We start from the raw sequence: 13,813 nt of genomic DNA on the forward strand, positions 1-13,813 counted from the left end.
GGGAGGGGCGGGGGGGGCTACTCGACCAGGGCGTCGTCGTCGCCGTGGTGCACGGTGATCGAGCCGAGCGCCTCGAGCTCGCGGATCGCGCGGACGACCTCGGCCCGCGCCTCCTCGACCTGCGACTTGCGGACCGGCCCCATCGACTGGAGCTCGTCGTCGAGCAGCTCGGCGTTGCGGGCCGAGACGTTGCCGCGGATGACGGCGGTGACCGCGGGCGGGGCGCCCTTCATGGCCGTGGCCAGGACGGCCGCGTCGATGCCGCGCAGCACCTGCTGGATGTCGCGCGACTCGAGCTTGACGATGTCCTCGAAGGTGAGCATGCGCGAGCGGACCTCCTCGGCGAGCTCCGGGTCGCGGGCGTCGAGCCCGTCGAGGAGGGCGCGCTCGGTGGCGCTGTCGCTGCGGTTGATGATCTCGACCAGCGGCTGGATGCCGCCGACGACCTCGATCTGGTCGCGCGGGGCGACCACCGCACCGGCCCGGACCTTCATCGTCGCGGAGACGATGCCGACGGCCTCGGGCGTGGCCGTGCCCATCGTCGCGATGGCCTGGGCGACGTCGGCGCGCACGTCGAGGTCGAGCCCGGCGAGCACGATCGACGCCTGCTGAGGACGCACGTGCGCGAGCACCAGCGCGATCGTCTGCGGCAGCTCGCCGTCGAGCAGCGCGACGACCTGGCCGGGGTCGGCGTCGTCGAGGAACTCGAACGACTTGCGGGCCATGTTCGAGGCGAGCCGCTCCATCACGCTGGCCGCGTGCTCCGCGCCGAACGACGCCTCGAGCAGGCCGATGGCGACGTCGTGACCGCCGCGACGCCGGTAGCGGCCCGAGACGCTCAGGTCGTGGAACTCGGCGACGGCGGACTCCGCCACCTCGGGGTCGACGCGACGCAGGCGGACGATCTCGGCCGTGATCTCGTCGGCCTCCTCCTGGCTGAACTGCTGCATCACGGTCGCGGCGCGCGTCTGCTCCATCTGCATGAGGATCACGGCGACCTTCTGCGCGCCCGTGAGATCGGCCGAGGCCGAACCGGAGGTCGCCTCGCCGAGCGGGACGACGGCGCTCACACGCCGCTCCGCTGGTCGAGCAGGCTGCGCAGCAGCTCCGCCGTCTTGGCGGGGTCGCGTTCGGCGAGCGCGTCGACCTCGGCCCGGCGGCGCTCGGCGGTGAGGTTCTCGGGCGAGGGCTCCGGGGCCTCCACCGTCGGCAGCATCTGCGTCGCGGTGTCGTCGGCGCCCAGCATGGAACGGCCGGAGGCGGCGTCCAGGTCGAGACGCATGGTCGCGTCCCAGGTCTGCGCGGCGTTGGCCGACGCGAGCTCGCCGAGGTCGACGTCCTCACGGGCCTGCCGGCGGCTGCGGCGGGCGAAGACGATGAGCGCGACGATCGCGGCGAGCGCGATGAACCCGACGATGCTGGCCGTCCGGATCGTCGACCACATGGCCTCGGTCGCGGCGGCGGCGTCGGCGGCCGCCAGGGCCTCCTGCGCGGCCGTCGCGGCGCTGGTGTCGAAGTCGACCAGGGCGACGTCGACCGCGTCGCCGCGGGCGCCGTCGATGCCGGCGGCGCTGTCGACCAGGTCGCGGATGCTCTGCATGTTGACGCCCTGCGCGGCCGTCGCGTTCAGCGCGACCGACACGGTCTGGCGGGCGACGGTCCCCGAGGGCACCGTCATCGTCTCGGTCGTCTTGTCGACGGCGTTGTTCTTGGTCGCCGACTCGTTCACGTACCCGTCGGCGGCGGTGCCGTCCGCGGCCGTGCCGTCCGCCGCGGCGGCGTCGGCGCCGGTGGGCACGGCGATGTTGTCGGGGCCGAGCACGCCGGTGGTGCCGGTCCCGGCGCCGCCCGCGCCGTACTGCTCGGTGCTGCTCGACTCGTTGAGCGCGAGGGGGCCGCTCTCGGGCTCGGTGAACGACTCGGTGACGCGCGTCCCCGAGTTCTGGTCGAGCTGGGCCGCGACCACGACCGACGAGTTGCCGACGCCGACCACCTTGTCGAGCATGGTCTGGACGGCCGTCTGCACCTTCGTCTCGTAGTCGCTGGCCTCGCCCGCGCCTCCTCCGATCGCACCGGTGCCGACCTGCGAGAGCACGGCCCCCGTCGCGTCGGTGACCGCCACGTCGGTCGGGGTCATGCCCTCGACGGAGGCGCTGGTCAGGTTGACGATGGCCTGCACCTGCTTGTCGGTGAGGGTGACGCCGGCCTGGGTCTCGACGAACACCGAGGCGGTCGGGTCGCGCTGCTCGGCCACGAAGACGCTCTCCTCGGGGATCGCCAGCTGCACGGTCGCGTTCTTCACGCCGTCCATCGCCTTGATCGTGTTCGCGAGCTCGCCCTCGATGGCGCGCTTGTAGGTGACGTCCTGCTGGAACTCCGACGAGGTGACCCCCATCGTGTCGAGCAGGCTGTACCCGCCGGCGCCGGCCGTCGACGGCAGGCCCGCGGCGGCGGCGGTGAGGCGCTCCTGGTAGACGTGCTCCTCGGGGACGAGGATCGTGTTGCCGCCCGCGGTGAGCTCGTAGGGCACGCCGTCGGCCTGCAGCTGCTCGACGATCGCGCTCGCGTCGGCGGGATCGACGCCGCTGAACAGCGGCGTGTAGGTCGGCTTGGTCAGCCAGCTGACCAGGGCGACGACGCCGAGCACGATCACGGCGAGCAGGATGACCGCGATGGTCCTCTGCGCGATCGAGAAGCCCGCGAGCGCGGCCCGCATCCGGTCGAACGAGTTCTTGACGGCGGTGGGCATCAGGCCTGCATCCTCATGATCTCGTTGAACGCGTCGACGCCCTTGTTGCGGACGGCGCTGACGAGCTCGAGGGTGACCTGGGCGCGGGTGGCCGCGATGGTCGCGTCGTGGATGTCGGTGAGGTCACCCGTGACGGCCTTGACGGCGAGGGTCTTCGCCTCGCCCTGCAGCTGCTGCAGGCCCTCGACGGCGCCGGCCATGCTGGCGCCGAAGGTGGCCCCGGAGGCGCTGGTCGCCCCGGTCGCGCCGGTCGCGCCGGCACCGCCGCCGGCCCCGCCCGTCTGGAGCAGCCTGCCGACGTCGGCGTAACCGGTCGCCTGCACGGCGGTGATGGGGGAGAAGGGCATCAGCCACGTCCGATCTGGAGGGCGGCCTCGTAGGCCGTCTTGGCACGGTCGACGACAGCGGCGTTGGCCTGGTAGCCGCGCTGCGCCATGATCAGGTCGCCCATCTGGGCGCCGAGGTCGATGTCGGGCATCCGCACGTAGCCCTCGGCGTCCGCCAGGGGGTGGTCGGGCTGGTAGGTGACCCGTCCCTCCTCGCTGCCGTAGCGGTCGGCCTTGACGAAGACGCCGGACGTGCCGTCGCCCTCCTGGACCTCGATGTAGCGCGCCTGGAACGCGGTGTCGTCCATCGACTTCACGGTGTTCGCGTTGGCGATGTTGTCGGAGACGGCGTCGAGCCACTTGCGGTGCACGGTCAGGCCGGTGCTCGCGATGCCGATCGCGTCGAAGGCGGTCATCAGGTGGTCCGGAACGCGGCGCGGACGGCCGTCAGCTCGGAGTTCATCGCCTGGGTCGCGAACTGGTACCGCAGCACCGTGTCGACGTTCGAGAGCGTCTCGGTGTCGAGGTTGACGTTGCTGCCGTCGGTGCGGGTCGGCTCGAGCGAGCGCGCCGTGGTGGCGTCGACCGCGCCGCTGCCCTGCGCGACCGACCGGCCGAGCGCCTCCTCGAAGGCCACCCGCTTGGCCTGGTAGCCGGGGGTGTTCACGTTCGCGATGTTGTTCGCGATGGTCTTCTGGCGCAGCGAGAGACCGTCGAGCGCGCTCTGCAGCGCCGCTTGCGTCACGGATTCGAGTGGCATGCCTGTCCCGGAGGGGTCGGTGGGGTGCGGGAGGCCGATCCGTGGCCGGGGTGCGAGCGATCCGTGCTCACTGCGCTCTATCGGCGGGCGACGACGGCGCGTAAGCGGGCGCCGACCGCCCGCCCCCGGAGTGGGGGCGCGGGAGCCGACGGGATCGCGACGCGGGGCGATGCCGGGGTCGACGCGGGGCGACGCGCGGGTCAGGGGCGCGAGTAGCGGTGCTCGGGGCGGCCGGTGGTGCCGTAGCTGAGCTTCATCGTGACGAGGCCGTCGGCGGTGAGCGCGGCCAGGTAGCGCTGCGCCGTGGCCCGCGAGACCCCCACGCGGGCGGCGACGTCGGCGGCCGACAGCTCGACCGCGCCCGACCCGGCACCCGACCCGGCGCCCGCCCCGGGGCCGAACTGCTCGAGCACCGACTGCTCGGTCGCCGACCGCGAGGGCGACGCCGCCTTGACCGCGTCGCCCGAGTGGAGGATCCGCAGGGCCCGTTCGAGCGCCTCCTGGTCGACGCCGGTGCGTTCGTCGAGCACGTTCCGGTAGCGCTGGTAGGCGCCGAGCCGGTCGGCCAGCAGCCCCGAGGCGAACGGCTTGATCAGGTAGCCGAGGGCGCCGCGACGCAGCGCCCGGCGGACGGTCGCGGCGTCCGAGGCCGCGCTGAGCACGAACGCGTCGACGTCGAGGTCGCGCAGCAGGTCGAGCCCGTCGCCATCGGGGAGGTGGACGTCGAGCAGCAGCAGGTCGACGTGCTGCTCGGCGAGCACGCTCCGCACCTGGCGGGCGGTGCCGACGGCCGGCAGGGCCCGCATCCCGGGCACCTGCTCGACCTGACGGCGGTGCAGGTCGGCGACGTAGAAGTCGTCGTCGACCACCAGCACGGTCAGCTCGGGAGTCGTCACGGGGTCCTCTCGGGGTCGTCGGGTCGCGCAGCGGGGTCCGCGTCGGTGGACGAGGAGGCGCGGGTCGGCTCGGCGGGGCGCCTCGCCACCGCGCCCACCAGCCTGGCGCAGAACACGGCCCCGTGATCGACGTCGCCCGCCGACCCCAGCCAGACGTCGCCGCCGTGACGGCGGGCGATGTCGCGCGAGAGCGGCAGACCGAAGCCGAGGCCGTGCACGGGGTCGTCGTCGTCGGCGTCGGCCCGCGGGCCGCCGCCGTCGTCGCCGCGGTCGGCTCGCGAGCCGTCGCCCCGTCTCGGGTCGCGCTCGAACAGCCGGCCCGCCTCGGCCACCCCCTCGCCCGAGTCCATCACCGAGAGGTGCAGGTCGGCGCCGTCGTCGAGCACCTCGACCTCGATCCACGCCGGGGTGACGCGACCCGCCACCGCGGCCCGGACGGCGTTGTCGATCAGGTTGCCGAGCACGGTCGTGACGTCGCCGGGCTCGACCACGGTGCCGGTCACGAGGGTCTCGGGGCCGAGCTTGAGCAGCACGCCGCGCTCCGCCGCCTCGACGCCCTTCGCCCCGAGGAACGCCTGGAGATACGGCTCGGTCAGTCGATCGGCGTGCGCCACGGGGTACCGCAGGGGCCCGTGGTCGAGCACGTCGGCCAGGTAGCCGCGCGCCTGCTCGGCCCGACCGAGCTCGAGCATGCCCGAGAGGGCGTGCAGGCGGTTGGCGAACTCGTGGCGCTGCGCCCGGAGGGCCGTCGTCATCGCACCCACCGCGTCGAGCCGGCGCGTGAGGGCCTCGACGGCGGTCCGGTCGCGGACCACGGCGACCCGGCCGAGGTCGACGCCGTCGCGCGAGACCGGGCGCACGTCGACCAGCAGCACGTGCCTCCCGACGACGAGCGTCGTGTCGCCCGATTCGACCGGCCGACCGCCCGCACCGGGACCGGCGGCGGCGGTGCCGCCCGCGCCCTCGCGCAGCAGCTCCACGAGCGCGGCGGGGAGGTCGAGCTCGTCGAGCGGCCGGCCGACGCCCGCCGGCCCGTCGACCCCGAGGAGGCGCGCGGCCTGGTCGTTGCAGACCGTCACGATCCCGTCGCGCGAGACCGCGAGCACCCCCTCGCCCACCCCGCCGAGCACCGCCTGCTGGTTCTGCACCAGCGCCGACAGCTCCTCGGGCTGAAGGCCGAGGGTCGCGCGGTCGAGCCGTCGCCGGATCAGCACGGACGCCACGACGCCGATCACCAGGGCCAGCACGGCCACGCCGATCACGGGCAGGCTGTCGCGCGCGAGGGTGTCGTACACCCGGGCGGGCGCGTACCCGACGCTCACCTCGCCCACGACCGACCCCGCGGAGCCCGCCTCCGCCGACGGGGCGTAGATCGGCACCTTGGCGCGGGCGGACTCGCCGAGCGTGCCGCGCTCCCACGACACGACCTCCTCGCCGCGGAGCGCGGCGTCCGGACTGGTGCTCACCCGCTCGCCGATGCGCGACGCATCGGGGTGGGCCAGGCGCACACCGCGGTCGTCCGTGACGACGACGAAGAGCGCCCCGGTGCGCTGCTGCGCCGCGACGGCCGTGAGCTGCAGGTCGCCCGCCGCCAGCGCCTCCTCGTCGATGACGGTGCCGTCGACGCTGAGGGCCGCGACCTCGGTGCGCACGTCGGCGTCGGACGCGACGCTCTGCGCCACGGCGAGCGCGGTCGACTCGGCCTCGCGCGCCAGGCGCTGGACGGCGATCGCGGCGAACACGGCGCTGGTCAGCAGCACGATCGCGGTGACGACGGCGAGCTGCAGCAGCAGCACCTCGGTGGCGAAGCGGCGCTTCCGGAGGCGCGGTGCCGGCGCCCGCCCCGTGTCGCCCCGTGCACCCGCCCGAGCGCTCGTCCGACGGTCGGGCGCGCTGCGGCGCCGCCGTGGTGAGCTGTCGTCGGTCACGTCGGCCAGGGTACCGGGCGCGGTGCGGCCGACCCGCGCCTCCTGCCGTCCCCGCGCCGCTCCTTTCCTGCCGAGGGGGCGGGGCGGCGGGTCCCACCCCGTGCGGCACGGGGCGGACCCGGCTGAGCAGAACGCGCAGAACGCCGCGAACGCGGGATAGTCCGCCAATGCGCACAAGCGCGACGAGGCCGAGGAGGCGCGGCTAGCGTGCCCGGACACGCTCGGCGCCCCCACGGCGCCACCCACTCGGACGAAGGAGTTCGGATGCTCGTCGTACTCGGTTACCTCATGGTGCTGACCTTCATGGTGCTGATCATGACCAAACGGCTGTCGCCGATGCTGGCCCTGATCATGGTGCCGACCATCTTCGGCCTCTTCGCCGGCGCCGGTCTCGGCATCGGCGACATGGTCATCGAGGCGATCGGCGACCTGGCCCCGACCGCGGCGCTGCTGATGTTCGCGATCATGTACTTCGGCCTGATGATCGACGTCGGGCTGTTCGACCCGCTGGTGCGCCTGATCCTGCGGGTGACGGGCAACGACCCGGCGAAGGTCGTGCTCGGCACGGCCCTGCTGGCCGGCGCGGTCTCGCTCGACGGCGACGGATCGACCACGTTCATCGTGACGACGGCGGCCATGCTGCCGATCTACCTCAAGCTCGGCATGAGCCCCGTCGTGCTCACCTGCGTCGCGGGCCTCGCGAACGGCACGCTCAACATCGTGCCGTGGGGCGGGCCGACCGTGCGCGCCGCCGCCGCCCTCGGCGTCCAGCCGAGCGACATCTTCGTGCCGCTCGTGCCCTCCCTGATCGCGGGCCTCGTGCTCGTGTTCGTCTTCGCCTGGCTGATGGGCCTGCGCGAACGACGCCGCCTCGGCACGCTCGAGGTCGGCGGCTCGCGTCTCGAGGCCGCCGCGGCCGCGATGTCTCCGCTGTCGCAGGAGCTCGCGACCGCCTCGCGCGGCGGCGGCACCGGCGTGCCCGGCGTCGGCGTCTCGATGTTCACCAGCCCGACCGTCGCGCTCGGCGTGCGGGGCGGACGCGCCGACGGCAGCCGTGCCGACGCCCCCGGCGAGCGCGCCGTCGACAACCCCGTCGGCGCCGGCGCCTCCGATGGGAACGAGAACGGCACCCCCGGCGGCGCGACGATGGCCGACACGATGCTCGACCCCGACCGCCCGACGCTGCGCCCGCGGATGATCTGGTTCAACCTCGTGCTGACGGTCGCCGTGATGGTGCTGCTCGTCGCCGACCTGTTCCCGCTCGCCTACGTCTTCATGGTCGGCACGGCCATCGCGCTGCTGGTGAACTTCCCGCGGGTGAAGGAGCAGTCCGCCGAGATCGTCGCCCACGCCCCCAGCATCGTCGGGGTCGTGTCGATGGTCTTCGCCGCCGGCGTGCTGATCGGCGTGCTGAACGGCACCGGCATGGTGGACGCCATGGCGCAGTGGCTGGTCGACGTGATCCCCACCTCGATGGGCCCGTACCTCGCCGTCATCACCGGTGTGCTGAGCCTGCCGCTCACCTTCTTCATGAGCAACGACGCCTTCTACTTCGGCATCCTGCCGGTGCTCGCGCAGAGCGGCGCCGCCTTCGGCATCGACCCCGTCGAGATGGCCCGCGCCTCGGTGGTCGGCCAGCCCGTGCACCTGCAGAGCCCGCTCGTGCCGGCGATCCTGCTGCTCGTGAGTCTCGCCAACGTGAACCTCGGCGACCACCACAAGAAGGTGCTCTGGCGTGCGGCGATCGTGTCGCTCGTCATGCTCGCGGTCGCGATCGTGGTCGGCGTGATCCCCTGGGGCTGATCCCGGGCTGACCCCGTGGCCGGCCCGAGGCCGGCCCCGGGCCGGATCAGCCCAGGGCGTCCAGGTAGACCGGGCGATCGGGCTCGTGCGACCGTTCGACGGTGCGGACGGCGCCGAGGTGCTGCAGCACGGCCGAGCGGGCCGTGTGGAGGCGCTCGGCGACCGCCTGCTGACGAGCGAGCACCGAGGAGGCGCGGGTCGACAGCTCGACCGGCAGCGGCCCCAGCCCCGTGGGCGGCGTCCAGCGGGCGGCCGCCGTCGACGGGGCCGACTCCGGCTCCATCGACGTCAGGGTCCGCTCGGCGTCGTCGATCCCGCGCTCGAGGTCGTCGAGCGCGGCCGACCACGCCGGGTGCCGTTCGGCGGCGGCGTCCGTCGTCGCGGTCGTGGGCTCAGCCGACACCGAGCGCTCCTCCGAGGCCCGACGCCCCGCCCGCGCCGTAGCCGCCGGCCGCGCCGTAGCCCGCGCCGGCGGGCGCCGACCCGGTCGAGGCCCGGCCCTCGGCCTGCAGCGACGCGGCGGCCTCGTGCCAGGTCTGACGGAGCGGTTCGAGCAGTCCGACGACCTCGCGGGTCAGGGCGACGTCGCGGTGGATGTTCGCGTTGACCAGGGCCGTCGACGAGTACGTGTAGAGCGCGAGCAGACCCTCTCCGCCGTCCCAGACGTCGATCTTGAGCGACGACGACAGCTCGGCGACGATCGCCTGGGCGTGCAGCAGCTGCTCGGAGGCGGCGGCCCAGTCGGCGGAGACCTGGGCGGCCTCGGCCCTCGAGAGGTCGAGCAGCAGGCGGTCGTAGAGCATGGTGACGAGCTGCACCGGGGTGGCCGACTGCACGGCGTCGGCGGTGTACTGCGCGCGCTGCTTCTGCACGACGGCCGAGGGGCCGGACGTGGCGGCGGCGAAGGCCGCGAACGAGGTGGCGTCCATCAGCTGCTGCTCGTCGAGAGTCCGGCGAGCTGGCTGGTGATGTAGCTCTGCTGGGCGGTGAGGTTGCTGAGGGCGACCTCGAGGGCGGAGTAGGTCTTCTGCAGGTTCTCGCGACGCGCCGCGAGGCGGTCGTCCCACACGCTGACGCGGTCGTTCAGGTCGCGGACGACCGACTGCTGGCCCGTGATCACCTTGGTCAGCGAGCCGTCGAACTTGTCCGACACTGCCGTCGAGGTCGACGCGACGCGGGCGGCGATGGCGCTCATCGTCGCCTGGACCTTCTCGGGGTCGGCGGCGAGGGCCGCCGCGAACTTCTCGGCGTCGACCGAGAACTGGCCGGTCTTGGCGTCGATCGAGATGCCGATCGCGCTGGGCGACCGGCCGTCGACCGGACTGAGGACGGCGTCGGTCAACCGCTGCGTGATGCCGCGGGTCGTCGAGTTGCCGCCGAAGACGCCCGCCGTGACGGTCGTCGTGCCGGACGAGCTCGTCGACGTCGTCGCGGCGCTCTTGGTGCTGATGATCGTGAGGGCGGCGTTGACCCCGGCGATCAGGTCGCTCGCCACCTTCGTCGCGGCGGTGGCGTCGCGGGCGATCGTGAGGTGCACGGGCTCGGCGGTCACGGCCGAGACCGTCACCGAGACCCCGGGGATCACGTCGGCGAAGGTGTTGCTGCCGCTCGTGACGACCTGCTCGGCCGCCGTGCCGGCCCACAGCGTGATCGAGGCGTCGCGCGCCTGCGCGATGACGGCCGCGCCGGGCTGCGCCATCAGGTCGGCGGCCGTACCGGCCTCGACGTCGGCGGCCGTGCCGCGGTGGACCTCGAAGCCGCCGGCGGCGCCGCTCGTCGTGCTCGAGAGCTGGAGGCGGTACTGCACGGCGCCCGAGGCGTCCGTGCCCGAGGCCACCTTCACGGCGGAGACGCCGGCGGCCGAGGCGTTGACGGCCTTGACGACGTCGTCGAGCGACGAGGAGGCGGCGGTCACCTCGGTCGTCTTCCCCGAGGCCGAGACGAAGGTGAGGGTCGCGGGCGAGTCCGGCCAGGCCGTCATCGCCGCGGTCACCGCGGTCTTCGACGACGCGGTGGCGCCGACGACGAGGTCGACCGAGCCCGACACCGCGCCCGCCGAGGTCGTCGCGGTGACGGCCGTCGAGCTGCTGGTGGGGGTGAAGAGCGAGAGCGATCCGGCCTTGGCGGTCGAGGTCGCGAGGGTGGCCAGGTCGGCGATCCTGCTGTTCAGCCCCTGCAGGGCGGCGACGAGCGTCTGACCGGCGGTGGCCTTGTTCTTCAGGATCGTCTGCGGCACGGCCTCGGACTGCATCAACGTGTTGATCAGCGTCGTCGTGTCGAGCCCGCTGACGAGGCCGTCGATGCCGAGCGAGGCCATCTGGTGCTCCTGACGAAGGGGGTGGGGTGCGGCGGGATGCCACGGGGTGGAACGGGTGGAGCGGATCGGGCCGGTGGGGCGGAGGGCCGGCTGTCGGGGTGAGACCGGGCGGGACGACGGCGCAGGATCAGCTGCGACGTCGGCGCCACCCGGTCTCCGACCGCGGTGAGGCGAGGGGTCAGGTCCGAGCTGGGAGCACGGACCGGAGCTCGTCTACGACTAGCGGAGCAGCGACAGGACGCTCGAGGTGCTCTGGTTCGCCTGGGCCAGCATCGCGGTGCCGGCCTGGCTGAGCACGTTCGAGCGGGTGTACTTGACCATCTCCTCGGCCATGTCCACGTCGCGGATGCGCGACTGGGCCGCCGTGAGGTTCTCCTTCGCGACGTTGGTCGACGCGATGGAGTGCTCGAAGCGGTTCTGGACGGCACCCAGCTCGGAGCGAGCCGACGACACGGCGGTGATCTGCTCGTCGAGCGCCTCGATCGAGGTCAGGGCGTTGGCGGCCGTGTCGAAGGTGAGGCCCTCGACGACCGTCGCGACGGCCGTGATGTCGGTGAGGTTCACCGAGATCTGGTCGTTGGCCGCCGTGTATCCGGCGCCGACCTGGAACGTCAGGGTACCGGTGCTGTTGAGCAGGTCGATGCCGTTGAAGTTGGTCGAGTTGCCGATACGGGTCAGTTCGTCCTTGAGAGCCGTGACCTCGGTCTGGATCGCCGTGCGGGCGTCCGCGTTGTTCGAGTCGTTGCCCGACTGGACGGCCAGGTCGCGGACACGCTGGAGGATCGAGTGGACCTCCGTCAGTCCGCCTTCCGCGGTCTGGACGACCGAGATGCCGTCCTGGGCGTTGCGGGCGGCCACCGTGAGTCCGCCGACCTGCGAGCGCAGGCCCTCGGAGATCGCGAGACCCGCCGCGTCGTCAGCGGCACGGTTGATGCGAAGACCGCTGGAGAGCTTCTCGAGGCTCTTCGACAGGTCGTTCTGCGTGCTGTTGAGGTTGCGGTAGGTGTTGTTGGCCGCGAGGTTGGTGTTGATCTGCATACCCATGGTGTTCTCCTCCGTGACTGGGTGTTGTTCGTCTGCCCGTCCGTGGGCTGACACCGATCACTGTCGACCGGTCGACCGCGACGGTTAGGAAGTCGCGGAAGTTTTTCGTCGACGGCCTCAGACGGCCGTGCTGAAGCCCTCGGCCTCGGGTTCGCGCATGGCCCGGGCGATGCCGACCGCGGCGTTCGTCGCGACCCGCGACAGGTACGCGCTGCGGCGGGCGGGCGCCGTCCTCGACACGGGCTCGAACCCGGCGTCGGGGTCGTCGGCGTAGTGCGCGGCGAGACCGTCGCGCAGCAGGCGGATCGCCTCGGTGCGCTGCTGCGACACCGCGCTGTGGGTGATGCCGAGCTCGTCGGCGATCTCGGTGACCGTGCGGTCGCCGAAGTAGACGCCCTCGACGATGAGGCGCATCCGTTCGGGGAGGGCCTCGACGGCGGCGCGCAGGTAGCGACCGCGCTCCTCGACGAGCAGGTTCTCGCCGGGCAGCGGGAGGTCGGCGGCCAGGTGGTCGGCGACCGTCTCGTCGAGCGCGGTGACGGTGCGGCCCGCGTCGCTCAACGCCGAGGAGGCCGTCTGACGGTCGACGCCGAGGGCGCCGGCGATCTCGTCGACCGACGGGATACGACCCAGGGAGGCGGTGAGCGCCTCCTGGACGGCCAGGGTCTCCTTGATGCGCTTGCGGGTGCCGCGGCTCGCCCAGTCGCCCGAGCGCATGTCGTCGGCGAAGGCGCCGACGATGCGGGTGCGCGCGTAGGCACCGAACGGGATGCCGAGAGTCGGGTCGAAGGCGTCGGCCGCCTGCACGAGGGCGACGGCGCCGACGCTCGCGAGGTCATCGCGCGACAGGTGCGTGGCGCGGGCGCAGACCTCGGAGACGAGGTAGCCGACGAGCGGCAGGTTCTCGACCACGAGGGCGTTGCGTTCGGTGCGGTTCATCGCTTGCTCCCAGCAAGAGGGGCCCGATGGACGGGCGTGTGACGTGTCCGCGGGCGCGACGAACAGCCCTCTGATCAGGGCTGGATCGAGCGACGCGGAATGATCTGCGGGTAAGCGAATCGGGCGTTCGGAACTGCGGGTGACGCCGGGTGACGTCGGGTGATCTGACACTGCGCGACCGGTCGAGTCGGGGTGACCGGTCGGGCGGGTCGGGACCGCCCTGCACCGACCACGCTATCGGCGTCCACACAGGCTGAGGGGGGCCTGTGTGCCCCCAGTCAGGGGGAACAGGCGTCACGTCTCCGGGGGACCCGCCCTGTACCCCCTCCCCCCGAATGGGGACGAGAACCCTCTGTCGCGCGAGGGCGCGACACGGTAGGAGGACCATCGTCGCCCCGATCGCCGCTCACCGACCCCTGGTGGCTAACGGCGGTCGTCCCCGCGCCGATAGTCCCCCATCGGGAGGACGGCACGCCCTCCCCCGAGACCATCCCGACCGAGGAGGCACCATGGGCGCGAACGAGTTGTCCGCGCTGCTCTGGCGTGAACGCGAGCTGCTCGAGCTGCTCACGTTCAAGCTCGAGGAGGAACAGCTGCTGCTCACCGCCGGCCGCACCCGCTGGATCGACCACGCCACCCGCGAGGTCGAGCAGGTGCTCGACCGCCTCCGCTCGGCCGGCCTCGAGCGCAGCGTCGAGGTCTCGTCGGTCGCCCAGCAGTGGGGGACGGACGAGGAGGCGCCCCTCCGCGACATCATCGCCGCGGCTCCCGCAGGCCCCTGGGGCGAGATCTTCACGGCGCACCTCAAGGCCATGACCGACCTGACCGCCCGGATCGCTCAGCTGCGCGACGAGAACGAACGGTTCCTCCGCGCCGCCGCCCGGGCCACCCAGGAGACGCTGGCGACCACCACCGGCGACGCGACCGCCGCCGCCGGCGCCATCTACGACGCCACGGGGTCGACGGCGACGAGCGCCTCCGGACTCCGCAGCGGCACGGCCGCGCCGACCACCGCCACGGGCGGGCACCTCTTCGACGGGAGGCTCTGACC

General features: G+C 73.0%; 14 protein-coding genes. 2 read left to right on the forward strand and 12 right to left on the reverse strand.

Going from position 1 to position 13,813, the window contains the following annotated elements; translation table 11 throughout:
- Positions 1-17: 17 nt before the first annotated feature.
- The 7 genes from fliG to FFA01_RS08910 form a co-directional block, all read right to left on the reverse strand.
- A complete protein-coding gene (gene fliG / locus FFA01_RS08880; protein WP_146855192.1) occupies positions 18-1,070 on the reverse strand; it encodes a flagellar motor switch protein FliG in 1,053 nt (350 codons plus the stop codon).
- Positions 1,067-2,749: a flagellar basal-body MS-ring/collar protein FliF gene (fliF, locus tag FFA01_RS08885; protein WP_146855194.1), complete on the reverse strand. Its 1,683-nt coding sequence runs from the start codon at positions 2,747-2,749 to the stop codon at positions 1,067-1,069. The genes fliG and fliF overlap by 4 nt, the downstream gene beginning before the upstream one ends.
- A complete protein-coding gene (gene fliE / locus FFA01_RS08890) occupies positions 2,749-3,096 on the reverse strand; it encodes a flagellar hook-basal body complex protein FliE (RefSeq protein WP_146855197.1) in 348 nt (115 codons plus the stop codon). The genes fliF and fliE overlap by 1 nt, the downstream gene beginning before the upstream one ends.
- Positions 3,096-3,491 carry a flagellar basal body rod protein FlgC gene (locus tag FFA01_RS08895; protein ID WP_146855199.1) on the reverse strand — a complete coding sequence of 132 codons (396 nt, stop codon included), beginning with the start codon at positions 3,489-3,491 and terminating at the stop codon, positions 3,096-3,098. The genes fliE and FFA01_RS08895 overlap by 1 nt, the downstream gene beginning before the upstream one ends.
- Positions 3,491-3,835, reverse strand: a complete 345-nt coding sequence (locus FFA01_RS08900; protein WP_146855202.1) for a flagellar basal body rod protein FlgB — start codon at positions 3,833-3,835, stop codon at positions 3,491-3,493. The genes FFA01_RS08895 and FFA01_RS08900 overlap by 1 nt, the downstream gene beginning before the upstream one ends.
- Before the next feature lie 200 nt (positions 3,836-4,035).
- Entirely contained in the window at positions 4,036-4,731 is a 696-nt protein-coding gene (locus tag FFA01_RS08905) for a response regulator (RefSeq protein WP_244289778.1), read from the reverse strand.
- A complete protein-coding gene (locus tag FFA01_RS08910) occupies positions 4,728-6,659 on the reverse strand; it encodes a sensor histidine kinase (protein ID WP_146855205.1) in 1,932 nt (643 codons plus the stop codon). Before FFA01_RS08910 ends, FFA01_RS08905 begins: the two co-directional genes overlap by 4 nt.
- Positions 6,660-6,923: 264 nt before the next feature.
- Here FFA01_RS08910 and FFA01_RS08915 point away from each other — a divergent pair, with 264 nt between their 5' ends.
- Positions 6,924-8,462, forward strand: a complete 1,539-nt coding sequence (locus FFA01_RS08915) for a CitMHS family transporter (RefSeq protein ID WP_146855209.1) — start codon at positions 6,924-6,926, stop codon at positions 8,460-8,462.
- Positions 8,463-8,508: 46 nt separating this feature from the next.
- Here FFA01_RS08915 and FFA01_RS08920 read toward each other — a convergent pair whose 3' ends face one another.
- The 5 genes from FFA01_RS08920 to FFA01_RS08940 all read right to left on the reverse strand — a co-directional run bounded on the left by FFA01_RS08920 (position 8,509) and on the right by FFA01_RS08940 (position 12,762).
- Positions 8,509-8,865 (reverse strand): hypothetical protein, encoded by a 357-nt coding sequence (locus tag FFA01_RS08920; RefSeq protein WP_146855211.1) that lies wholly within the window; start codon positions 8,863-8,865, stop codon positions 8,509-8,511.
- The gene (gene fliS, locus FFA01_RS08925; RefSeq protein ID WP_146855213.1) at positions 8,855-9,391 is read right to left on the reverse strand and encodes a flagellar export chaperone FliS; all 537 of its coding nucleotides are present in this window, start codon (positions 9,389-9,391) and stop codon (positions 8,855-8,857) included. The genes FFA01_RS08920 and fliS overlap by 11 nt, the downstream gene beginning before the upstream one ends.
- Entirely contained in the window at positions 9,391-10,779 is a 1,389-nt protein-coding gene (fliD, locus tag FFA01_RS08930) for a flagellar filament capping protein FliD (RefSeq protein WP_146855216.1), read from the reverse strand. Before fliD ends, fliS begins: the two co-directional genes overlap by 1 nt.
- A 219-nt stretch (positions 10,780-10,998) precedes the next feature.
- Positions 10,999-11,823, reverse strand: a complete 825-nt coding sequence (locus FFA01_RS08935) for a flagellin N-terminal helical domain-containing protein (RefSeq protein ID WP_208720879.1) — start codon at positions 11,821-11,823, stop codon at positions 10,999-11,001.
- Positions 11,824-11,940: 117 nt separating this feature from the next.
- Positions 11,941-12,762: a sigma-70 family RNA polymerase sigma factor gene (locus FFA01_RS08940; protein WP_146855219.1), complete on the reverse strand. Its 822-nt coding sequence runs from the start codon at positions 12,760-12,762 to the stop codon at positions 11,941-11,943.
- Positions 12,763-13,271: 509 nt separating this feature from the next.
- Between FFA01_RS08940 and FFA01_RS08945 the strand changes: the two genes are divergently transcribed.
- Positions 13,272-13,811 (forward strand): flagellar protein FlgN, encoded by a 540-nt coding sequence (locus FFA01_RS08945; protein WP_146855222.1) that lies wholly within the window; start codon positions 13,272-13,274, stop codon positions 13,809-13,811.
- Positions 13,812-13,813 lie beyond the last annotated feature (2 nt).

Source organism: Frigoribacterium faeni (genome assembly GCF_007988805.1).
In the GTDB taxonomy this organism is placed as follows: domain Bacteria; phylum Actinomycetota; class Actinomycetes; order Actinomycetales; family Microbacteriaceae; genus Frigoribacterium; species Frigoribacterium faeni.

Bases quoted from the DNA above. Each gene is read 5' to 3' on its own strand.
- fliF (WP_146855194.1), bottom strand. From the start codon at position 2,749: ATGCCCACCGCCGTCAAGAACTCGTTCGACCGGATGCGGGCCGCGCTC.
- fliE (WP_146855197.1), bottom strand. From the start codon at position 3,096: ATGCCCTTCTCCCCCATCACCGCCGTGCAGGCGACCGGTTACGCCGAC.
- FFA01_RS08895 (WP_146855199.1), bottom strand. From the start codon at position 3,491: ATGACCGCCTTCGACGCGATCGGCATCGCGAGCACCGGCCTGACCGTG.
- FFA01_RS08900 (WP_146855202.1), bottom strand. From the start codon at position 3,835: ATGCCACTCGAATCCGTGACGCAAGCGGCGCTGCAGAGCGCGCTCGAC.
- FFA01_RS08915 (WP_146855209.1), top strand. From the start codon at position 6,924: ATGCTCGTCGTACTCGGTTACCTCATGGTGCTGACCTTCATGGTGCTG.
- fliS (WP_146855213.1), bottom strand. From the start codon at position 9,391: ATGGACGCCACCTCGTTCGCGGCCTTCGCCGCCGCCACGTCCGGCCCC.
- fliD (WP_146855216.1), bottom strand. From the start codon at position 10,779: ATGGCCTCGCTCGGCATCGACGGCCTCGTCAGCGGGCTCGACACGACG.
- FFA01_RS08935 (WP_208720879.1), bottom strand. From the start codon at position 11,823: ATGGGTATGCAGATCAACACCAACCTCGCGGCCAACAACACCTACCGC.
- FFA01_RS08940 (WP_146855219.1), bottom strand. From the start codon at position 12,762: ATGAACCGCACCGAACGCAACGCCCTCGTGGTCGAGAACCTGCCGCTC.
- FFA01_RS08945 (WP_146855222.1), top strand. From the start codon at position 13,272: ATGGGCGCGAACGAGTTGTCCGCGCTGCTCTGGCGTGAACGCGAGCTG.